The 21347-nt window shown below is 73.0% G+C and carries 13 protein-coding genes and 1 pseudogene; 12 read left to right on the top strand and 2 right to left on the bottom strand.

What is annotated here, in order from left to right:
• Window positions 1-43: 43 nt before the first annotated feature.
• Entirely contained in the window at window positions 44-1003 is a 960-nt protein-coding gene (locus CIK06_RS23035) for a hypothetical protein (RefSeq protein WP_198347974.1), read from the top strand.
• Here the strand turns inward: CIK06_RS23035 and mce are convergent.
• A complete protein-coding gene (gene mce, locus CIK06_RS23030; protein ID WP_095566560.1) occupies window positions 936-1406 on the bottom strand; it encodes a methylmalonyl-CoA epimerase in 471 nt (156 codons plus the stop codon). The two genes, CIK06_RS23035 and mce, sit on opposite strands and share 68 nt — an antisense overlap.
• A gap of 155 nt (window positions 1407-1561) precedes the next feature.
• Between mce and CIK06_RS23025 the strand changes: the two genes are divergently transcribed.
• From CIK06_RS23025 to CIK06_RS22980, 10 genes and pseudogenes are all read left to right on the top strand, one after another.
• Entirely contained in the window at window positions 1562-2710 is a 1149-nt protein-coding gene (locus CIK06_RS23025) for an acetyl-CoA C-acetyltransferase (protein WP_232534365.1), read from the top strand.
• Window positions 2707-3678 (top strand): methylmalonyl Co-A mutase-associated GTPase MeaB, encoded by a 972-nt coding sequence (gene meaB / locus CIK06_RS23020; RefSeq protein WP_095566558.1) that lies wholly within the window; start codon window positions 2707-2709, stop codon window positions 3676-3678. Before CIK06_RS23025 ends, meaB begins: the two co-directional genes overlap by 4 nt.
• A 125-nt stretch (window positions 3679-3803) precedes the next feature.
• Complete coding sequence (locus CIK06_RS23015; RefSeq protein WP_369916012.1) at window positions 3804-4295, top strand: Asp23/Gls24 family envelope stress response protein; 492 nt, start codon at window positions 3804-3806, stop codon at window positions 4293-4295.
• Window positions 4296-4486: 191 nt separating this feature from the next.
• Window positions 4487-5401 carry a glycosyltransferase gene (locus CIK06_RS23010; protein ID WP_095566557.1) on the top strand — a complete coding sequence of 305 codons (915 nt, stop codon included), beginning with the start codon at window positions 4487-4489 and terminating at the stop codon, window positions 5399-5401.
• 294 nt (window positions 5402-5695) lie between these two features.
• On the top strand, window positions 5696-7384 hold the full coding sequence (locus CIK06_RS23005; protein ID WP_095566556.1) for a methylmalonyl-CoA mutase: 1689 nt from the start codon (window positions 5696-5698) through the stop codon (window positions 7382-7384).
• A gap of 193 nt (window positions 7385-7577) precedes the next feature.
• Window positions 7578-8525, top strand: coding sequence for a tetratricopeptide repeat protein (locus CIK06_RS23000; RefSeq protein ID WP_095566555.1), 948 nt, complete (start codon window positions 7578-7580; stop codon window positions 8523-8525).
• Between the two features lie 51 nt (window positions 8526-8576).
• A pseudogene (locus CIK06_RS22995) lies at window positions 8577-9671 on the top strand (arginase family protein); the annotation flags it as partial.
• Window positions 9672-10805: 1134 nt separating this feature from the next.
• A complete protein-coding gene (locus CIK06_RS22990) occupies window positions 10806-12509 on the top strand; it encodes an HNH endonuclease signature motif containing protein (RefSeq protein WP_095566554.1) in 1704 nt (567 codons plus the stop codon).
• A gap of 199 nt (window positions 12510-12708) precedes the next feature.
• Window positions 12709-12855: a hypothetical protein gene (locus tag CIK06_RS22985; protein WP_157756896.1), complete on the top strand. Its 147-nt coding sequence runs from the start codon at window positions 12709-12711 to the stop codon at window positions 12853-12855.
• A gap of 9 nt (window positions 12856-12864) precedes the next feature.
• Window positions 12865-13593, top strand: a complete 729-nt coding sequence (locus CIK06_RS22980; RefSeq protein ID WP_095566552.1) for a class I SAM-dependent methyltransferase — start codon at window positions 12865-12867, stop codon at window positions 13591-13593.
• A gap of 175 nt (window positions 13594-13768) precedes the next feature.
• Here CIK06_RS22980 and CIK06_RS22975 read toward each other — a convergent pair whose 3' ends face one another.
• Entirely contained in the window at window positions 13769-15826 is a 2058-nt protein-coding gene (locus CIK06_RS22975) for a penicillin-binding transpeptidase domain-containing protein (RefSeq protein ID WP_095566551.1), read from the bottom strand.
• A gap of 541 nt (window positions 15827-16367) precedes the next feature.
• Between CIK06_RS22975 and CIK06_RS22965 the strand changes: the two genes are divergently transcribed.
• Entirely contained in the window at window positions 16368-21347 is a 4980-nt protein-coding gene (locus CIK06_RS22965; RefSeq protein ID WP_369916248.1) for an NAD-glutamate dehydrogenase, read from the top strand.

The following is a 21347-nucleotide window of genomic DNA, read 5'->3' as shown; positions in this document are numbered from 1 at the left end:
GGCGGGGGCCGGCGCGGAGTCGGGTCCCGTCCCGGAGGCGGCGATGACCGTTCTGTATTTCGACCCCCCGTTCAGCGACGACGAACGCCGGTCCCGGCTGTTCGGCGGTGACCTCGTGGTGTACCCGGCCACCGCGCGTTCGATGGCGCTGGTGGCGTTCGCCCGGGAGATGGTGGAGCGGGCCTTCGCGCCGCATCCGCCGCCGCTGGCGCAGCGGCATCTCGGCCGGCAGGCGTACGTCGACATCCTGGCCGGTCTCAAGCCGGCCTTCACCAACCACCCGCGCAGCACCGACCTGGTCCGCGGGATCCTCGCCGACCTGGGCGCCGATCCGGCCGAGACGTACTTCGACGTACCCCGGCTGCGGACCATGACCAGCGAGTACCTCAATGCCGGGCTGACCCTCCAGTTCAGCCCGCACCGGGACACCTGGTTCTCCGCGCCGATGTGCCAGGTGAACTACTGGCTGCCGGTGTACGAGGTGGCCGAGGACAACGTGATGGCCTTCCACCCGGCGTACTTCGCGGCGGCGGCGCCGAACAGCTCCCGGGAGTACGACTACGCGGAATGGCTGGCGCACGGACGGACGGCGGCCGCCCGGCAGGTGGAGACCGAGACCCGGCCGCAGCCGCGGCTGGTGGCGGAGCTTCCGCTCGACCCCGACCTGCGGGTGATCACCCCGCCCGGTGGGATCCTGGCGTTCTCCGGCGCGCAGCTGCACACCACCGTTCCGAACACCTCCGGCCGGACCCGGTTCTCGATCGACTTCCGGGTGGTGCACCGCCGGGACGTCGAGGCCGGTGCGGGTGCCCGCAACCTCGACTCGGAGTGCACCGGCAGCACCCTGGGCGATTTCCGCCGGATGTCGGACCTGGCGCCGCTGCCGCCGGAGCTGCTGGTGGCCGGCGCCGGCCGGGCGCGGACCGCCGGTGCGCTCAGTGCGGCGCCGGCTGGACCAGCTCCACGAGTACACCGCCCGCGTCCTTCGGGTGCACGAAGTTGATCCGCGATCCCGCGGTGCCCCGCCGCGGTTCGGCGTAGAGCAGCCGGACGCCCCGGTCGCGCAGTGCCGCACAGGCGGCGTCGACGTCGGCCACGGTGTACGCGACCTGCTGCACGCCCGGACCGTTGCGATCGAGAAACTTCGCGATCGTGGACGAGTCGGACAACGGAGCCAGCAGTTGCACGCAGCCGCCCGCGGGATCCGGCCCGACCTGCAGCATCGCCTCGCGGATGCCCTGCTCCTCGTTGGTCTCGACGTGTACGCAGCGCATCCCGAAGACGCGCCGGTAGAACTCGATCGCCGCGTCCAGGTCGGCGACCGCGACCCCCACGTGATCGATGCGGACCAGGCCGATGTCTGTGACACAGTCCGCAGCGGGCTCGGTCCGGGAGTTGTCTGCCATGGCGTTAGTCTGGCCGAACAGTCGTTCAGGCGTAAGGTCGGCACCCCTCGGAGGCAGAAGCCATGGACACGGTCAGCGCAGGAAGCGAACGTGGCGAGTCCCGCGGGACGCGGCGGGCGGCCGGATCGGTGATCGTGGCGGGCGCCCGTACCCCGATGGGCCGACTGTCGGGCAACCTGAAGGACCTGAGCGCCACCCGGCTCGGCGGGGTGGCCATCAAGGCCGCGCTGGAGCGCGCCGGGGTCGCGCCCGAGCAGGTGGAATACGTGATCATGGGCCAGGTGTTGCAGGCCGGCGCCGGCCAGATCCCGGCCCGGCAGGCCGCCGTCGAGGCCGGCATCCCGATGACCGTGCCGGCGCTGACCGTCAACAAGGTCTGCCTCTCCGGCCTGGACGCGATCGCCCTGGCCGACCAGCTCATCCGGGCCGGCGAGTTCGACATCGTGGTGGCCGGCGGCATGGAGTCGATGACCAACGCGCCGCACCTGCTGATCGGCCAGCGCCAGGGCTACAAGTTCGGCGACGTCACGATGAAGGACCATGCGGCGCTGGACGGCCTCACCGACCCGTGGGACTGCTGCTCGATGGGCGAGTCCACCGAGCGGCACGGCACGACCCGGAACATCACCCGGCAGGAGCAGGACGAGTTCGCGGTGGCCAGCCACCAGCGCGCGGCGGCGGCGCAGAAGAACGGCGTGTTCGCCGAGGAGATCGTGCCTGTGCAGATCCCGCAGCGCCGCGGCGAGCCGGTGGTGATCAGCGAGGACGAGGGCATCCGGCCGGAGACCACGGTGGAGACGCTGGCGAAGCTGCGACCGGCGTTCACCCCGGACGGGACGATCACCGCGGGCAGTTCCTCGCCGATCACCGACGGCGCGGCGGCGGTCGTGGTGATGAGCCGGGCCAAGGCCACCGAGCTGGGACTCACCTGGCTGGCCGAGATCGGCGCGCACGGCAACGTCGCCGGCCCGGACAACTCGCTGCACTCCCAGCCGTCGAACGCCATCCGGCACGCGCTGGGCAAGGCCGGACGCACCGTCGCCGACCTCGACCTGATCGAGATCAACGAGGCGTTCGCGCAGGTGGGCATCCAGTCCACCCGGGACCTCGGGGTACGCCCGGAGATCGTGAACGTCAACGGTGGCGCGATCGCGCTCGGCCACCCGATCGGCATGTCCGGTGCCCGGCTGGTGCTCACGCTCGCGCTGGAACTGCGCCGCCGCGGCGGCGGTACCGGCGCCGCGGCGCTGTGCGGCGGCGGCGGCCAGGGCGACGCGTTGATCATCGACGTCCCGGCCGTATGAGCCCATCGCTGCGGCGCAGCCGGGACGTGCCGGCGCTGGTCGACGCGGCCCGCGCCGGCGACCCCCGGGCGGTGGCCCGGCTGATCACGCTTGTGGAGTCGGGCGACGAGCTGCTGCCGGAGATCGCCGTGGCGCTCACCCCGCACACCGGGACGGCGCAGGTCGTCGGCCTGACCGGGTCGCCCGGGGTGGGCAAGTCGACCACCACCAACGAGCTGGTCCGGGCACTGCGCCGGGGCGGTCACCGGGTCGGGGTGCTGGCCGTGGACCCGTCCAGCCCGTTCACCGGCGGTGCGATCCTCGGCGACCGGGTCCGGATGCAGGACCACGCCACCGACCCCGGGGTCTACATCCGGTCCATGTCCAGCCGGGGACATCTCGGCGGCCTCGCCGCCGCCGCCCCGCAGGCGGTCCGGGTGCTGGAGGGCGCCGGGTGTGACGTCGTGCTGGTGGAGACCGTCGGGGTGGGCCAGGCCGAGGTGGAGATCGCCTCCCTGGCGGACACCACCGTGGTACTGCTCGCCCCGGGCATGGGCGACGCCATCCAGGCGGTGAAGGCCGGCATCCTGGAGATCGCCGACGTCTTCGTGGTGAACAAGGCCGACCGGGACGGCGTCGACGCCACCATCCGGGACATCCAGGGCATGATCGCGCTGGGCGAGCGTGCCCCCGGGCAGTGGCGGCCCCAGGTGGTGCGCTCGGTGGCGTCCCGCGGCGAGGGGATCGACGACATCGCCGCGGCCATCGACAAGCACCGGCGCTGGCTGGACGATCACGGCGAGCTGCGCCGCCGCCGGGAGGCCCGGGCCGCCGCCGAGGTCGAGGCGATCGTGCTGGGCGTGCTCCGCACCCGGATGGCCGCACTGCGCGACGGTACGGCGCTGGGCACGCTGGCCACGAAGGTCGCCGACGGTTCGATGGACCCGTACGCCGCGGCCCGTCAACTGCTGGGTGAGATCGAGCACTAGCGCTGTCTTCGACACCTTCGCCGGCCCCGGCCGATCCACTGTGGCTGGTACGGTCGCCCGGACCCGGGTCACCGGGACGGTTGCCCGGCGGTTGCGGTACGGGCGGCAAGGCGAGGGAGATCAGCGTGAGCGAGGCCGTGAACCACGACCAGACCCTGGAACTGGCGCCGGTGGACGACCCGGCGATGGGCCGGGTCGAGCCGCTGCGACCGGTGATCGACGAGGCCGACCCGGCCCGCGGGGCGACCCGGATCTCCGGCGAGGTGGTGGAGAAGATCGCCGCGGCCGCCGCCAAGGAGGTGCCCGGGGTGGTCGAGCTCGGTGGCGACGTGGCCCGGTTCGTGAACTCGGTGCTCGACCGGGTCGGCCTCACCGAGCTGGGAGACGCCCGGCGGGGCGTCTCGGCCACGGTGAACGGTGGTGACGCGGCCGTCGACATCGTCATCGTGATCGACGGCGGGCACGTGGTCCACGAGGTCACCGAGGCGGTTCGGGCCCGCGTCGCCGACGCCATCCGCCGGTTCGGCCTGCGGGTCACGGCCGTGAACGTCGAGGTCGACGACGTGGCGCTCGACGGGGTGCCCGGGAACCCGTCCGCTCAGGGCGGTCAGGCCTGACTGATCCTGCGTGTCTGACTGATCCTGCGGGGTCGGAGCCTCCGGCACCCTTCCGGGGTGTCTGGCCTGCCCCGGGCGGTCGGGCTTGATCGGGTAACCGACACTCCGGCGGTTACTGTCCGGTTTTGTCCGTAGCGTCGCCGGCGGTGGCGTGGACGTCGCGCACGGTGATCGGTGGGCCGGGGTGGGCAGTGAACGGTGATCAGGAGACGATCGCGGTCGTCGTCGTCACGTACCACAGCGAGGCGGTGCTGCCCGAGCTGCTCGACTCGCTCGGACCGGGCCTCGCCGGCCTGTCCTGGCACCTGACCATCGCCGACAACTCGGCCGACCCGGCGGCGCTCGCCACGCTGCGCCGGCTGGCGCCCACGGCGCGGATCGTCGACCTGGGGCGCAACGCCGGATACGCCGCGGGGATCAACGCGGCGGTGGCCGCCGCCGCGGCGTACACGGCGATCCTGGTGCTCAACCCCGACGTGCGCCTGGCGCCGCGGTGCGGACCGGAACTGCTCTCGGTGCTGCGCCGGACCGGGGCCGGGATCGCGGTGCCACGGCTGGAGCGCGCCGACGGCTCGGCCCTGGCGTCGCTGCGCCGGGAGCCGACCCTGCTGCGGGCGTTGGGCGACGCGGTGCTCGGCGGCCACCGGGCCGGCCGGCTGTCGCTCGGCGAACTCGTCCTGGGCGAGCGGCACTACCGCACCGAGTCGACGGCCGACTGGGCGACCGGGGCGGCCATGCTGATCGCCGCCGAGTGCTGGCGCCGCTGCGGGCCGTGGGACGAGTCCTTCTTTCTCTACTCCGAGGAGACGGACTTCGCGCTGCGGGCCCGGGACGCCGGCCTGGCGACCGTGCTGGCGCCGGGCGCCCGCGCGGTGCACCTGGAGGGCGACTCGAAGCGGTCACCATGGTTGTGGACCCTGCTCACGCTGAACCGGATCCGGCTCTACCGGCGGCGGCACCGGCTCGGCCCGGTGCTCGCGTACTGGGCGGTGCTGTTGTTGCGCGAGGTCAGCCGGGCGGCGACGGGCAATCCGGCCAGCCGGGCCGCCGCGGCGGCCCTGCTGCGGCCGAGCCGGCTGCGCGCCACGCCCGGCCCGCGCGGATAACCCGTCCCGCGTCGGTCCGCGTCGGTCCGGCGTCGGTCCGCGTCGGTCCGGCGTCGGTCCGGCGTCGGCCCGCGTCGGCCCGCGTCGGCCCGCGTCGGCCCGCGTCGGCCCGCGTCGGTCCGGCGTCGGTCCGGCGTCGGTCCGGCGTCGGTCCGCGCTGCTGGGCGGTACGCGTGGATGGTCCCACTCGTACGGATGGTCAGGTTACTGTCAGGTACGCGGTGCCTTAGCGATCGTTCAGTCCGCTCCTCTACACTCGATCGGGAGTCGATGACCGCAAGGAGGAGCCCGCGGATGAACGCCGACGAGATCGCCGCCGGCCGCGCACGCTGGCAGGCCCGGTACGACGCGGCGCGCAAGCGCGACGCCGACTTCACCACGCTGTCCGGGCTGCGGTTGGATCCGGTGTACGGCCCGCCCGAGGGCACCGGACATCCGGGCTTCGAGCGGATCGGCTGGCCGGGGGAGTACCCGTACACCCGGGGTCTCTATCCCACCGGGTACCGGGGGCGGACCTGGACCATCCGGCAGTTCGCCGGCTTCGGCAACGCCCGGCAGACCAACGAGCGGTACAAGATGATCCTCGGCGCCGGCGGGGGCGGCCTGTCGGTCGCGTTCGACATGCCCACCCTGATGGGCCGCGACTCCGACGACCAGCAGTCGCTGGGCGAGGTCGGCCACTGCGGCGTGGCCATCGACTCGGCCGCCGACATGCAGGCGCTGTTCGACGGCATCGACCTGGCCGCCGTCACCACCAGCATGACCATCTCCGGCCCGGCCGTACCGGTCTTCTGCATGTACCTGATCGCCGCGGAGCGGCAGGGCGCCGACCCGTCCACCCTGGACGGGACGCTGCAGACGGACATCTTCAAGGAGTACATCGCCCAGAAGGAGTGGCTGTTCGAGCCGGATCCGCACCTGCGGCTGATCGGCGACCTGATGGAGTACTGCGCCCGGGAGATCCCGCGCTACAAGCCGCTGTCGGTGTCCGGCTACCACATCCGGGAGGCCGGCTCGACCGCCGCGCAGGAACTGGCGTACACCCTGGCCGACGGCTTCGGGTACGTCGAGCTGGGGCTCTCCCGCGGCCTGGACGTGAACCGCTTCGCCCCCGGGCTGAGCTTCTTCTTCGACTCGCACGTGGACTTCTTCGAGGAGATCGCCAAGTTCCGGGCGGCCCGCCGGATCTGGGCCCGCTGGCTGCGCGACGTCTACGGCGCCACCGACGAGCGTGCCCTCTGGCTGCGCTTCCACACCCAGACCGCGGGCGTGTCGCTCACCGCGCAGCAGCCGGTGAACAACGTGGTACGCACCGCGGTCGAGGCGCTCGCGGCGGTGCTCGGCGGCACCAACTCGCTGCACACCAACGCCCTGGACGAGACCCTGGCGCTGCCCACCGACGAATCGGCCGAGATCGCGCTGCGCACCCAGCAGGTCCTGATGGAGGAGACCGGCGTCACCAACGTCGCCGATCCGCTCGGTGGCTCCTGGTACGTGGAGGCGCTCACCGACAAGATCGAGGCGGAGGCGGAGGAGATCTTCGCCCGGATCCGGCAACTCGGTGGCGAGGGTCCGCACCGGATCGGCCCGATGACCTCGGGAATCCTGCGGGGCATCGAGGACGGCTGGTTCACCGCGCAGATCGCCGAGGCGGCCTTCGTCTACCAGCAGGCGCTGGAGAAGGGCGACAAGAAGATCGTCGGGGTCAACTGCCACACCGGTACGGTCGCCAAGGAGCTGGAGATCCTGCGCATCTCGCACGAGGTGGAGGTGGAACAGCGCCGGGCGCTCGCCGACCGCAGGTCGGGGCGGGACACGGCGGCAGTCGAGGCCGCGCTGAAGCGGATGGTCGAGGTCGCCCGGACCGCCGAGAACATGATCCCGGCCATGCTCGACGCGGTGCGCGCCGAGGCGACGCTCGGCGAGATCTGCGACGCGCTGCGCGCCGAGTGGGGCGTCTACCGGGAGCCGGCCCGCTTCTGAGCCGCTGTGCGGTCTCCGAGCAGCTTCCGAGCCGCTGTGCGGTCTCCGATCCGCTTCCGGATCGCGGGAGGAAGCGGTTGCGTTCCGTCCCACCTGCGTCAACACGCCGCTGCCCGGTGGCGGGCTCGATAGTGATGCGTGCCGCCCCGGGCTTGGTCGGCGACGGCGGCGGAGCGTGCGAGACTAGGTAACCATGAGCGACCCACGGACCAGCCCGTCGATCTTCACCCGCGGCGCGGTAGACCTGAGCGCGCTGCGCGGCCCCAGTACGAACGCCCCGGCCGCCCGGCCCGCGGCCGGGGCCGCGACACCGCCCGGCGGAGCCGCCGGCGGTGTGCCCGGTGGCGCCGGGACCGGCCCGCGGGCCGGCGGCGTGGCCGTGGTCGACGTCACCGAGGCGACATTCCAGTCCGAGGTGCTGGAACGTTCGATGACGACCCCGGTGGTCATCGACTTCTGGGCCGCCTGGTGCGAGCCCTGCAAGCAGCTCTCCCCGGTGCTGGAGCGGCTGGCCGCCGAGGGCGGCGGCGCGTGGGTGCTGGCCAAGATCGATGTCGACGCCAACCCGCGGATCGCGCAGATGTTCCGGGTGCAGGGCATCCCGATGGTGTACGCCGTCGTCGGCGGGCAGCCCCTCGACGCGTTCTCCGGCGTGGTGCCCGAGGCCCAGCTCCGGCAGTGGATCGGCGCGGTGCTCAAGGCCGGTGGCGTCGCGACCGAGGAGCCCGAGGACCCGCGGCTGACCGAGGCGGACGACGCCCTGATGAGCGGCGACCTGGAGGCCGCCGAGCGGGCGTACAGGAAGATTCTCGCGGAGGCTCCGGCGGACGCGGCGGCCGAGGCCGGCCTCGCGCAGGTCGGACTCGCCCGGCGGGTCGCCGGCGTCGACCCCGGCCAGGTGCTCGCCGCCGCGGCGGCCAACCCCGACGACGTACCCGCGCAGTTGCTCGCGGCCGACGTGGAGGTGCTCAGCGGCCAGGCGGAGCAGGCGTACGCGCGGTTGGTCGGCGTCGTGCGGCGGACCGCCGGCGACGAGCGGGAGCAGGTCCGGCAGCACCTCGTCTCGTTGTTCACTGTCGCCGGACCGGATGACCCGGCTGTTGCCGCCGCTCGGCGGGCCCTGGCCAGCGCTCTCTTCTGATATTTAAGAAGAGCGCGGGTGTGCAGCCCGGCCGACCAGGGACGGGAGAAGTTGATGCGCCGGATCGCGGTCCTTGACGCACCCTCCAACCTGGGCCTCCGGCCACCGACCGCGAGCGCCGTGCCGGGCTGCGCCAAGGCCCCGGGCGCGCTCCGCGACCAGGGGCTGATCGCCCGGCTGCGGGCGCGCGACGCGGGCTGCCTCACCCCACCCCGGTACGACCCGGGCGACTGGCGGCCGGGTGACGGGGTGTGCCACGCCGGCTCGATCTCCGCGTACTCGGTCGCGCTGGCCGGGCGGATCGGCGCCATCATCGACGCCGGCGAGTTCCCGGTCGTCCTCGGCGGCGACTGCTCCATCCTGCTCGGCTCCGCCCTCGCGATGCACCGGCTCGGCGAGGAGGTCGGCGGCCGGGTCGGTCTGGTGTTCGTGGACGGGCACTCCGACTTCCGCCACCCCGGCAACGCCTCGTACGTCGGCGCCGCGGCCGGGGAGGACCTGGCCCTGGTCACCGGCCGCGGGCAGGCCGACCTGGCCGCCATCGAGGGCCGCCGACCGTACTTCCGGGACATCGACGTGGTGGTGCTGGGCATCCGTGCCCAGGACGAGTACCGGTTGGATCTGCAGGCCGCCGGGATCCTGCACCGCCCGGTCCCGCAGTTGCGGGCCGAGGGTGCGGCGCGTACCGCGCAGTGGGCGCACGAGGAACTTGCCGACTGCGCCGGCTACTGGGTACACGTGGACGTCGACGTGCTCGACCCGGCGGTCATGCCCGCCGTGGACGCGCCCGACCCCGGGGGGATCGCCTTCGCCGAGTTGGAACTGCTGCTCGGCGGGCTGGTCGACACCCCACACTGCCTGGGCGTTGAGATCACCGTGTTCGACCCGGACTACGACCAGGACGGGGCGTACGCGGCCGAGATCGTGGACACCCTGGTCGCCGGCCTGACGCCGGTCTTCCGGCCGGGCACGGCCGCCGAGCCGGCCGGCGCCTCCGCCGACGTACGGTTCGGTCCCCGGCAGTCGCCGGCCGACCGCGCCGTGTCGGCCGGTCGCGGCGTGCCCTCCGGCCGCGGCGGGTCCGCCCGTCGTGGTGCCTCGGCCGATCGTGGCGGTTCGGTTGACCGTGGTGGTCCGGCCGATCGCGGTGGTTCGGTTGACCGTGGTGGTCCGGCTGATCGTGGCGGTTCGGTTGACCGTGGTGTCCCGGCCGATCGTGGCGGTTCGGCCGATCGCGGTGGTCCGGCCGATCGTGGCGGTTCGGCCGATCCTGGTGGTTCGGTTGACCGCGGTGCCTCGGCCGATCGTGGGGTGGGTTCCTTCCCGTCCCCGGACGGTGCCCTCGGCCTGGTGCCGCCGGTTGCGCCGGTCGCCGAGCCGGCGCCGGTCGCGGTGCACCCCCTGGCCGCCGTGGACCCGCTGCCCGTCGAGCCCGCAGTGTCCGTCGAGCCCGTGGCGCCTGTCGAGCCCGTGGCATCCGTGGCGCCTGTTGAGTCGGCGGTGTCCGTTGAGTCGGCGGCGTCCGCTGAGCCCGCGGCGCACGCCGAGCGCCCGCTGCCACCCGTCCCGCCGGCTCCGCGTACCGGGGCCCCGGAGACAGGTGCGAACCTGGACATCGAGCGCGGCGACCAGCCGGATGGCCAAGCCGGCGGCGACCTCGAAGCTGGACGGTCCGGTGGTCCAGACCGGGACCGGGAGGACGCCGACGGCGCCTCGGGGGTGCCGGCCGCGTTACGTCGGAACTGGGGTGACGACTGGTTGGGTCCGCGCCGCGGTGACAGTCGGCCGGCCAGGGCCGCGGACGCCGTGGTGCCAAGCGTCACCGATGCCGGCCCCGGCCGGTTGCGCCGCGCGGGCGATGCCGCGGATGCCGGTCCCGGCCGGTTGCGCCGGGCCGGAGATCCCGTGGGATCGGCCGTGGACGCCGGGCCGGGCCGGTTGCGCCGACCGGCGGTGGCCGAGCCCACCGAGCCGGCGGCCGATGATGGTGAGCCCGCTCGGGACGAGCGGTCCACCAGAGGTATCGCCTGACGGCTGGGCGGCGTCGCCCCGCGGCCGAGCCGACCCTTGGCCCGACTCCGCGGTCTGACCCGGTCTCAGGCCAGCCGCCTCCGCAGTCCGATACCGCGGTCCGACTTCGCGGTCCGACTCCGTCGTGCGCCAGCCGCCCAGCGGTCCGACCCGCGGTCCGGCGCGGGCGCTATGCGCCTTGCTGCGGATGGCGGCAACGGCACGCCGACGCGACGCCAGACTGTCGTACGGCAATGCGAGTCTGCTGGCATGCGGGGGGCGCTGGTACGGGCGGGGAAGGCGGTCGACGACTGCCTTGACCTGCCACTGTGGTCTTTGACGGAGCCGGAGCTGGTCGCGGCGTTGGACGCGGCGGTGCTGGTGCAGCGCAGGGCGATGGCCCTGGTGCTCGGGCTGGTCCGCGAGGTCGACCGGGTGGGGGTGGCCCGACAGCAGGGTGCCACCTCCACGACGGCATGGCTGCGGCACCGGTTGCGGCTCTCGCCCAGGGTGGCCCGGACGCTGGTCGGTGATGCGGAGGCGCTCGACTCCGGTCCGGTGCTGGTACGGGACGCCGTGCGGTCGGGGGCGGTCGACGCCGAGCAGGCGAGAGTCGTGGCCACCGCCGTCGCGACGGTACGGGCGCAAGCCGGTGCGATGGCCGCCGACAAGGCGGTGGGGGTTCTGCTGGAGTGGGCCGGCCAGTTCGACCCCGAGGGTCTGCGGAAACTCAGCCAGCGGATTCTCGATCACGTGGCCCCGCAGGTCGCCGAGCAGGCCGACGCCGAGGCCGTGGCCAGGGCCGAGCAGCGCGCCCGACGCGACCGGCACCTCAACCTGTCCCCGACCGGGGACGGCCGGCTGCGCCTGTCCGGTCTCCTCGACACGGAAACGGGCGCGTTGCTGCGTGCGGCGTTGGATCCACTCAGCAGACCGCACGGCCGGGACGACGACCGTACGCCTGCGCAGCGTCGGCACGATGCGCTCGCGGATGTGTGCCGGCTCGTGCTGCGTTGCGGCGAGGTGCCCGACGGCGGCGGTGAACCCGCGCAGGTCGTGGTGACCACCGGATTCGATCCGCTCGCCGGGCAGCTCGGGACCGGCACGCTGGACAGCGGCGAGCGCCTGTCCGCCGAGTCCGTACGGCGGCTGGCCTGTGACGCGGCGATCCTGCCCGCCGTCCTCGATGGTCCGGGCCAGGTCCTGGACCTCGGCCGGCAGCGCCGGTTGTTCACCGGTCCGGTCCGCCGGGCCCTGCTGCTCCGCGACGGAGGTTGCGCGTTCCCCGGGTGTGACCGACCGCCGAGTTGGACTCAGGCCCACCACATCGTGCACTGGTCGGCGGGCGGAGCGACCGCCGCCGACAACGGCGTCCTGTTGTGCGGGCGGCATCACCGGGTGGTGCATCACGACGGCTGGGTGGTCCGGATGGCCGGCGACCGACTGCCCGAATTCGTACCGCCACCGTGGCTGGATCCGCGGCAACAACCGGTGCGCAACACCCACCACCGACGAAGTCCGGCTCCGACCGGCAAGAGCCCATCAGCAGCACACCGACACCAGTCGGCCCCGCCTGGGGCCGCCGCCCCGCAGGCATACCCACGCCAGTCGGCCCCGCCTGGGACCGCCGCACGCCCAGTACCCCCGATGGACCGACGCCGACCGGCGTCGCCCGGGACTGTCGTGCCGCCGGTACCCCCGGTGGACCGAGGCCAGCCGGCGTCTGTCGGGACCGCCGCACGCCCAGCGTCCCCGGCGGACCGACGCCGACCGGGCTCGTCCGGGGCTGTCGTGCCGCCGGCGACCCCGGCACACCGCCGCCACTCCGACCGGCCCGCGGTCGTCGAGCCGGGCGTCGAGCCGGGCGGCCACCGGACAGCAGCGCCGCGAGCGGGCCGCAGCGTCAGCGAACCAGTCGGCCGCGGCGCCGGCGAGTCGGGGCGGCCGGGTCCGACACGACGGCTCGTGGCCTGAGCCGGCGTCGATGTCCGCAGACCGTCGGGAGACCTACCGCGTCGCGTCGCACCACGCCGGCCGCCTGCCCCTACTGCCGCGGGCTTTGCCTTGCGACGCGGCACCGGGTGCCGTCCGTTGCGGTGCCCGCGGGCTCAAGGGCTTGCCGGAGGGGCAGCCCGGACCGCCGCCCGGCCTCCGCCTCGCCTCGACCGCCCTGATGACCTCGACCCCCGTGATGAACCCGACCGCCCTGATGACCTCGATCGCCGTGATGAACCCGACCACCCTGATGAACACGACCGCCCTGATGAGACAGGCGGGTCACTCCGCCGACGGACCGCTGCTCTTGGGCCGCGGGGCCTAGGCTGGGCCGATGCCCGATCCGATCTTCGCGGAACGACGCCTGGCCGCGATCTACGATCCGCTGGACCCGGATCGCAGCGACCTGGACGCGTACCTGGCCATGGCCGACGAGTTCGGTGCGCGCAGCGTGCTGGACGTCGGCTGCGGCACCGGTACGTTCGCCTGCCTGCTCGCCGAACGCGGCCTGGCCGTGATCGGGATGGACCCGGCGGCGGCCTCGCTGGAGGTCGCCCGCGCCAAGCCCGGCGCCGACCGGGTGCGCTGGATCCACGGGTACGTCACCGACCTGCCCGCGCTTCAAGTCGATCTTGTCACGATGACCGCGAACGTCGCGCAGGTCTTCCTGACCGACGAGGACTGGACGGCGGTGCTGCGGGCGGCGTACGCGGCGCTGCGGCCGGGCGGCCGGCTGGTCTTCGAAACCCGCGACCCGGCGGCGCGGGCCTGGCTGGAGTGGAACCACGACCGGTCACACCAGCGTACGGTCGTACCCGGCGTCGGTGCCGTCGAGTCCTGGGTGGACCTGCTCGGCGTGCACGGCGACCTCGTCTCGTTCCGCGGGAGCTACGTTTTCGCGGCCGACGGTGCGCGGCTGACCTCGGAGTCCACCCTGCGCTTCCGGCACCGCGACGAGGTGAGCACCGGGCTGACCGCGACCGGCTTCGCGGTGCGCGACGTACGGCAGGCGCCGGACCGGCCCGGCCGCGAGATGGTGTTCGTCGCGCAGCGGCCCGACTGACGAGGCCCGGCAGGGGCGCGGCTGACGGTTCGGCACGGCTGTCGGTTCAGCGGCGGGCCAGCGGGCCGGCGGCGCGCGCCCGTCGGTTCAGCGCGGCTGTCGGTTCAGCGGCGGGGGCCGTCGGTTCAGCGCGGCCGTCGGTTCAGCGGCGGGCCGGCGGTGCGCGGCTGTCGGTTCAGCGGCGGGCGGGCAGGGCGCGGAGGAACTTCTCGGCGATCGGCACCGCGCTGGCGGTGCTCGATCCGCCCTGCTCGACGAAGACCGCGAAGGCGATGTCGCCCTGCCAGCCGACGAACCAGGCGTGGGCGTGCGCCGGGTCGTTGTCGTACTCCGCGGTGCCGGTCTTGCCGTACACCGGGTCGCCCGGCACCTTGGCCAGGCTGGTGGCCGTACCCGCGGTGACCACCTCGCGCATCATGGCCCGCAGCGGTTCGACGGAGCCGGCCTTGAGCTGCGGTCCGGGCCCGGCCGCGGCCGGGACGTCCGGGGTGTCCGGCGCGACGAGCGTGGGTTGGGACCACTGCCCGCGGGCCACCGCGGCGGTCGCGCAGGCCATCGCCAGCGGGCTGACCAGCGTCGTGCCCTGGCCGATCGCGGCGGCGGCCCGCTCCACGCCCGGACCGCCGGTGGAGACCTTTCCGGTGAAGGCGTCCAGCCCGACCTGCCAGGATCCCTCCAACCCGAGGGTACGGCCCGCGGCCGCCAGACCGTCGGCGCCCAGCTTCGGGGCCAGCGCGGCGAAGGCGGTGTTGCACGACTTGGCGAAGTCGGTGCGGAACGGCACCGTGCCCAGCTCGAAGAAGTCGGAGTTCTTGAACGTACGGCCCTCGACCAGGAAGGTCTTCGGGCAGTCCACCGGCGTTTCCGCCTGTACCGCCCCGGCGTCCAGCAGGCCGAGCGCGGTGACCATCTTGAAGGTGCTGCCGGGCGGGACCTGCGCGGTGAAGGCGAGGTTCTCCTCGGCGGCGCCCGGACCGTTGGCGGCGGCCAGGATCGACCCGTCGCTGATCCGCAGCGCGACCAGGGCGGTCCGGTGGCCGGGCTGGGTGGCCACCGCCGCGTCGGCGGCCGTCTGCGTACCGGTGTCCAGCCGTGTCCGCAGTGCCGCGCCGGGCTGCGGCTCCCGGCGGAAGACCTCGCTGATCGGCTTGAGCGCGCCCTCCGGGTCCTGGCGCATGATCTGCACGCTGGCGCCGGGCACGCCGCGCAACTGCTTGTCGTAGGCGCCCGCGATGCCGCCGTGGCCGACCCGGTCGCCGTAGCCGTACGTCGCCGGGTCGGCGTCGATGTCCTGTTTCTGTACGTCGTCGACGGTGCCGAGCACGGCGCGGCCGAACTCGCGGCTGGGCGACAGCTCCCGCTCGGCGGTCAGGAACACGGTCCCGGGCAGCGGCCGGATCCGGGACCGGATCTGGTCGTAGGCGTCCTTGCGCAACGTCACGACCTCCACCCGGGAGCCGGGCGTGCCGGCCGCGATCCGTTCGGGCAGGTCGCCGAGGTCGATCGGCGGGGTGAGCGGCGGTCGGATCGCCCGGAACGCCTCGTCGAGCTTGCGGGTCAGGTCCTTCGCGTCGGTCACCTGCCCGGGGTCGACCCCCACCAGGACCACCGGACGGGACGTGACAAGCGGTTTCCCGGCGGCGTCGAGCACGTCGCCGCGCTTGGCCGGCAGCCTGGTGACCGACAACTGGTCGCCGCTGGTGAGATCGTTCTGCACCAGCTTCGGTTCCCAGATGATCTGCCAGGCGTCGTCCTGGCCCTGCTTCAGCCGTACCGTGGTCGGGTAGGTCCAGTGGCCGTCGCCGGGCAGCGGCCAGTCGACCGCGACGGTGGCGGTGGCCAACCCGCCGTTCCCGGTGACCTTGCCGTCGACGCGCAACCCCGGGACGGCGCCGGCCAGGTCACCGGTGAGGTGCTTGAGTTCGTCGGCGACGTCCGTCGCGGGCAGTTTCCGGCCGCTCGGGTCGATGAAGGCGAGCTTGTCCAGGGTGCCGTCCCGCCAGCCGGCCAGGAACGCGTCGAGCGCCGACTCCGGCCCCGGGCTCGAACAGCCGCTGAGCCCGGCGGCCAGCAGCGACAGCCCCGCGAGCGCCGCGGGCAGCCGCCGGGTGGGGCGTACCCACGCGGGCGGCCGCCGGGCGGGTCGTACCCGATGTCCCGCTCCGGCCGGCTTCGCGCGCAACCGCCCGCGCCGAAGCGGAGATTCGGCACGGACCAGGTACGCGGCACGCATGGGGACACCTTTCGGGCGTCTGGCGAAAAGTCGACCTTGCTCGGGGCCGAACCGACCGTAGTACGCGCCGTCCAGCGCCGTTGCCCGACCGGCGGTGGCTCGGGTCACAACTGGCGCAACGGCGGGTGTGATGACGGGTACAGCCGGGGTACACACCGAACGTCCATCAGCGGCGCAACAGGCGATCGGTCGCTTGCCCGGCCCCGCGACCCGCCCCAGATCCACCGACGGGGGCGGCGCACGGGAGGGCATAGGCTGGGCCGCGAGTGACCCACGACGCTGTGGGTCGAGGGGAGTGGCACGCATGGACCGGCGTCCGGCGACGAAACCGGTACCCGACACCCGAGAGGTGGGCACCGATCCGGAGGACAGTTTCGACACCGCGGCCGACAGCGACGAGGTGATCGTCGCGGGTACCAGCGCCCGGCTGGACACCGAGGTGACGGGCGTGGCGGGAGCCAGCATCGACACCCTGTACGACCTGGGCCTGCCGCCCGGTGCCCTCGCCGACGACGCCGAGGACTCCGATCTCGACGAGCCGGTGCCCAACGCGGAGCGGCTGGTCGCGCAGGCGGTGGCGCTCGCCGGGGACGATCACGACGCGGCGACCCTGGTGGACCGGTTCTGGCGGTTCGCGCCGGACGAGGAACTGATCGGCTTCACCCCGGAGGAGATGCTGGACGCCGCGCGGGCCCACCGTGACCTGGCCCAGCAGCGCGTACCGGGCGAGTTGAAGCTCCGCATCCACGAGCCGGCGCCGGAACAGCAGCACACGGTCATCGAGATCGTCACCGACGATATGCCGTTCCTGGTCGACTCGGTGACGGCCCTGCTCACGGCGCAGCACCTCGACGTGCACCTGCTGGTGCACCCGCTGGTGGTGGTGCGCCGGGAGCCGCTCGGCAAGTTGACCGAGGTGGCCGCGGACGTCGAGCCGGACGACGCGATCGCCGGGGACATCATCGAAAGCTGGATGCGGATCGAGATCGATCCGATCCGCGACGTGGCCGGCCGGGACCAGTTGCGGCGCGAGTTGCAGCGCGTGCTCACGGACGTCCGCGAGGCGGTGGAGGACTGGCCGAAGATGCGCCAGCGTGCCCTGGCGCTCGCCGACGAGCTGGCCGCGGCGCGTACGTCGGAGACCCGGCCGCCGGTCCCGGAGAAGGACATCACCGACTCGGTGGAGCTGCTGCGCTGGCTGGCCCACGAGCACTTCACGTTCCTCGGCTACCGGGAGTACCGGCTGGTCGACGTCCCGGCCGACACCGCGACCGGCACCGGCACGGCGAGAGCGACCGGCACGGCGAGAGCGACCGGCACCGGCACGGCGAGAGCGACCGGCACCGGCACGGCGAGAGCGACCGGCACCGGCACCGGCACCGCGAGAGCGACCGGCACCGGCACGGCGGGAGCGGGCGGGACCGGCGGCGCGGAGCAGGCCCTGGAAGCGGTGCTCGGCACCGGTCTGGGCATCCTGCGGCAGGATTCCACGCACGCCCGGTCGCTGTCCTCGCTGCCGCCGGAGGCGCACGAGAAGGTGCTGGAGCGGCGCCTGCTCATCATCACCAAGGCGAACTCCCGGGCCACGGTGCACCGGTCGGCCTATCTGGACTACATCGGGTTCAAGATCTTCAACGACGCCGGGGACGTGGTCGGGGAGCGCCGGTTCCTCGGGCTGTTCTCCACCGCGGCCTACCGGACCAGCGTGCGCGAACTGCCCGTGGTCCGGCGGAAGGTGGCCGAGGTGCTGGACCGTTCCGGGCTGAGCCCGCGCAGCCACTCCGGCAAGGACCTGTTGCAGATCCTGGAGACCTACCCCCGGGACGAGCTGTTCCAGATCAAGACCGACGACCTGTACCACGCGGTCATCGGCGTGCTGCGGATGGCCGGGCGCCGGCAGCTGCGGGTGTTCCTGCGCCGGGACGGCTACGGCCGGTTCATCTCGGCCCTGGTGTACCTGCCCCGGGACCGGTTCACCACGCAGAACCGGCTGCGCATGCAGGAGATCCTGCTGCGCCGGCTGAACGGCGTCGGGGTGGACTACACCACCCGGGTGACCGAGTCGATGCTGGCCCGGGTGCACTTCATCGTGCGTACGGACCCGACCAGCCCACCCGGGGAGGTGGACGCCGACCTGCTGGCCGAGGAACTGGCCGACGCCACCCGGCTGTGGGACGACGACTACCGGCTGGTGCTGGAACGCAAGCTCGGCGACGAGCAGGCCAAGCACCTGTTCACGCGGTACGCCGACGCCTTCCCCGAGGGCTACAAGGACGGGCACACCCCGTACGAGGCGATGAAGGACCTGGCCAAGCTGGAGCTGCTGGAGGAGCCCGGCCAGCTGGAGATGCACCTGTTCCGCAAGCAGCACGCGGACCGGCCGGACGCGATGGACGTCCGGTTCAAGGTCTACCGGTACGGCGAGCCGATGATCCTCTCGGCGGTGCTGCCGGTGCTGCACTCGCTCGGCGTCCGGGTGGTCGACGAGCACCCGTACCAGGTGGATCGGGTGGACGGCCGGATCTGGCTGTACGACTTCGGCCTCCAACTCCCCGAGGCGTCCCGCGACCTGGTCGAGGTTCGCCCCAACATGGAGAACGCCTTCTCCGCCACCTGGCGGGGCGAGGCGGAGATCGACGGCTTCAACGAACTGGTCCTGCGCGCCGGGCTCACCTGGCGTCAGGTCGTGGTGCTGCGCGCGTACGCGAAGTACCTGCGCCAGGCCGGAACGGTCTTCTCGCAGGACTACATGGAGTCCACCTTCATCGCCTATCCGGAGCTGGCCGGCCTGCTGGTGCGGCTGTTCGAGACCCGGTTCTCGCCCGCGGAGTCGTTGAGCACCGCGGAGCGGGAGGAACGCAGCCGCGAGCTGGTCGACGAGATCACCGGACGGCTCGACGACGTGGCCAGTCTGGACCAGGACCGCATCCTGCGCTCCTACCTCACGCTGATCCAGGCCACCCTGCGGACCAGCATCTACCAGCGGCGCACCGACGGGCGGCCCAAGCCGTACGTGGCCTTCAAGCTGGACCCGCAGGCGGTGCCGGACCTGCCGGCGCCGCGACCGATGTACGAGATCTTCGTGTACTCGCCCCGGTTCGAGGGGGTGCACCTGCGGTTCGGGCCGGTGGCCCGGGGCGGCCTGCGCTGGTCCGACCGGCGCGAGGACTTCCGTACCGAGGTGCTCGGCCTGGTCAAGGCGCAGATGGTGAAGAACGCCGTGATCGTGCCAGTGGGCGCCAAGGGCGGCTTCGTGCTCAAGCAGAAGCCGGGGGACCGGGACGAGGCGGTGGTCTGCTACCGGGAGTTCATCTCCGCCCTGCTGGACGTCACGGACAACATCTCCGGCGGCCGGATCGTGCCGCCGGACGACGTGGTGCGGCACGACGGGGACGACCCGTACCTCGTGGTGGCGGCCGACAAGGGCACGGCCAGCTTTTCCGACATCGCCAACGAGGTCTCCACCTCGAAGGACTTCTGGCTCGGCGACGCGTTCGCCTCGGGCGGCTCGGCGGGGTACGACCACAAGAAGATGGGCATCACCGCCCGCGGTGCCTGGGAGTCGGTCAAGCGGCACTTCCGGGAGCTGGGCTTCGACACCCAGACCCAGGACTTCACGGTCGTCGGGGTGGGCGACATGTCCGGCGACGTGTTCGGCAACGGGATGCTGCTGTCCGAACACATCCGCCTGGTGGCCGCCTTCGACCACCGGCACATCTTCCTGGACCCGGATCCGGACGCCGCCAGCTCGTACGCCGAACGGCGCCGGCTGTTCGACGCCGCGCGCTCGTCGTGGGCCGACTACAACCCGGAGCTGATCTCCGCGGGCGGCGGCATCTTCCCGCGTACGGCGAAGTCCGTGCCGATCTCGCCGGAGGTGCGGGCGGCGCTCGGCCTGCCGGACCAGGTGGAGATGCTCTCGCCGCAGGAGTTGATGCGGGCGATCCTGACCGCGCCGGTCGACCTGTTCTGGAACGGCGGCATCGGCACCTACGTGAAGGCGTCCACCCAGTCCAACGCCGAGGTGGGCGACAAGTCCAACGACGCGATCCGGGTGGACGGCAGGAGCCTGCGCTGCAAGGTCGTCGGCGAGGGCGGCAACCTGGGCTTCACCCAGGTGGGCCGGATCGAGTACGCCGTGGGCGGCGGGCGGATGTACACCGACTTCGTGGACAACACGGCCGGGGTGGACTGCTCGGACCACGAGGTCAACATCAAGATCCTGCTGCACGACGCGCTCGCCGAGGGCGACCTCGCGCTGCCGCAGCGGGACGAGTTGCTGGCCCAGATGACCGACGAGGTCGCCGAGCTGGTGCTGCGGGACAACTACGACCAGGCCCGGGCGCTGGGCATGGCGCAGGCGCAGGCGGCGTCGCTGCTGCCGGTGCACCGCCGGATGATCATCGATCTGGAACGGTCGGGGCAGCTCAACCGCGAGCTGGAGGCGCTTCCGCCGGACGACGAGCTGGCGGTGCGCACCGACTCCGGGCTCACCGCGCCCGAGTTCGCGGTGCTGCTGTCGTACGTGAAGATCAGCCTGGAGCGGGAGATCCTGAGCGACGGGATCGCGGACGAGGAGTGGACGGCCGGCGTGCTGGCCAGCTACTTCCCGACCCCGCTGCGGGAGCGGTACGCCGGACTGATGACCGGGCACCGGCTGCGCCGGGAGATCGTCACCACGGCGCTGGTCAACGAGGCGGTGAACCGGGGCGGCATCTCGTTCATCTACCGGGTCTGCGAGGAGACCGCCGCCACCGCGGCGGACGCCATCCGGGCGTACGTGGTGGTCCGCGACGTCTTCGGGCTGGACCAGCTCTGGGGTCGGATCGAGGCGCTGGACAACCGCGTCCCGGCGGACGTGCAGACGGCGGTCTACCTGGACACCCGGCGGCTGCTGGACCGGGCCGTGCGCTGGCTGGTCACCAACCGGCGCTCGCCGTTGGACGTGCCGGGGGAGATCGCCCGGCTGCGCGACGGGGTGGCCCAGTTGCTGCCGGAGCTGGACGACCTCTTCTACGGCAGCGAGCAGGAGGCGCTGACCGGCTACATCGAGATGCTGGCCGGCAAGGGTCTGCCGCGGGAACTGGCCCAGCAGGTCACCCGGCTGATGTACAGCTTCGGGCTGCTGGACGTGGTGGAGACGGCCGCGACGACCGGGCGGGAGGTCGAGGAGGTCGCCTCGGTCTACTTCGTCCTGTCCGACCGCTTCCGGGTGGACTCGTTGCTGTCGAAGATCTCCCTGCTGCCCCGCGAGGACCGGTGGCAGACGCTGGCCCGGATGGCCCTGCGGTACGACCTGTACGCGGCCCTCGCGGCGCTGACCGCCGAGGTGCTGGGTTCCACGCCGGCCACGGCCAGCGCGGAGGAGCGGGTGCACGCCTGGGAACAGTCCAACCGGGTGTCGATCGGCCGGGCCCGCAAGGCGATGGGCGACTTCGACGAGTCCGGGGCCGACCTGGCGGCGCTGTCGGTGCTGCTGCGGCAGATCCGCACGCTGGTCCGGACGTCCTCGGCGAGCTGA

The organism is Plantactinospora sp. KBS50 (genome assembly GCF_002285795.1).
GTDB lineage: Bacteria > Actinomycetota > Actinomycetes > Mycobacteriales > Micromonosporaceae > KBS50.
The sequence above is the reverse complement of the archived record's forward strand: the minus strand, read 5'-3'. Positions and strand labels throughout refer to the sequence as shown.

Bases quoted from the DNA above. Each gene is read 5' to 3' on its own strand.
- CIK06_RS23035 (WP_198347974.1), top strand. From the start codon at position 44: ATGACCGTTCTGTATTTCGACCCCCCGTTCAGCGACGACGAACGCCGG.
- mce (WP_095566560.1), bottom strand. From the start codon at position 1,406: ATGGCAGACAACTCCCGGACCGAGCCCGCTGCGGACTGTGTCACAGAC.
- CIK06_RS23025 (WP_232534365.1), top strand. From the start codon at position 1,562: ATGGGCCGACTGTCGGGCAACCTGAAGGACCTGAGCGCCACCCGGCTC.
- meaB (WP_095566558.1), top strand. From the start codon at position 2,707: ATGAGCCCATCGCTGCGGCGCAGCCGGGACGTGCCGGCGCTGGTCGAC.
- CIK06_RS23005 (WP_095566556.1), top strand. From the start codon at position 5,696: ATGAACGCCGACGAGATCGCCGCCGGCCGCGCACGCTGGCAGGCCCGG.
- CIK06_RS23000 (WP_095566555.1), top strand. From the start codon at position 7,578: ATGAGCGACCCACGGACCAGCCCGTCGATCTTCACCCGCGGCGCGGTA.
- CIK06_RS22990 (WP_095566554.1), top strand. From the start codon at position 10,806: ATGCGGGGGGCGCTGGTACGGGCGGGGAAGGCGGTCGACGACTGCCTT.
- CIK06_RS22985 (WP_157756896.1), top strand. From the start codon at position 12,709: ATGACCTCGACCCCCGTGATGAACCCGACCGCCCTGATGACCTCGATC.
- CIK06_RS22980 (WP_095566552.1), top strand. From the start codon at position 12,865: ATGCCCGATCCGATCTTCGCGGAACGACGCCTGGCCGCGATCTACGAT.
- CIK06_RS22975 (WP_095566551.1), bottom strand. From the start codon at position 15,826: ATGCGTGCCGCGTACCTGGTCCGTGCCGAATCTCCGCTTCGGCGCGGG.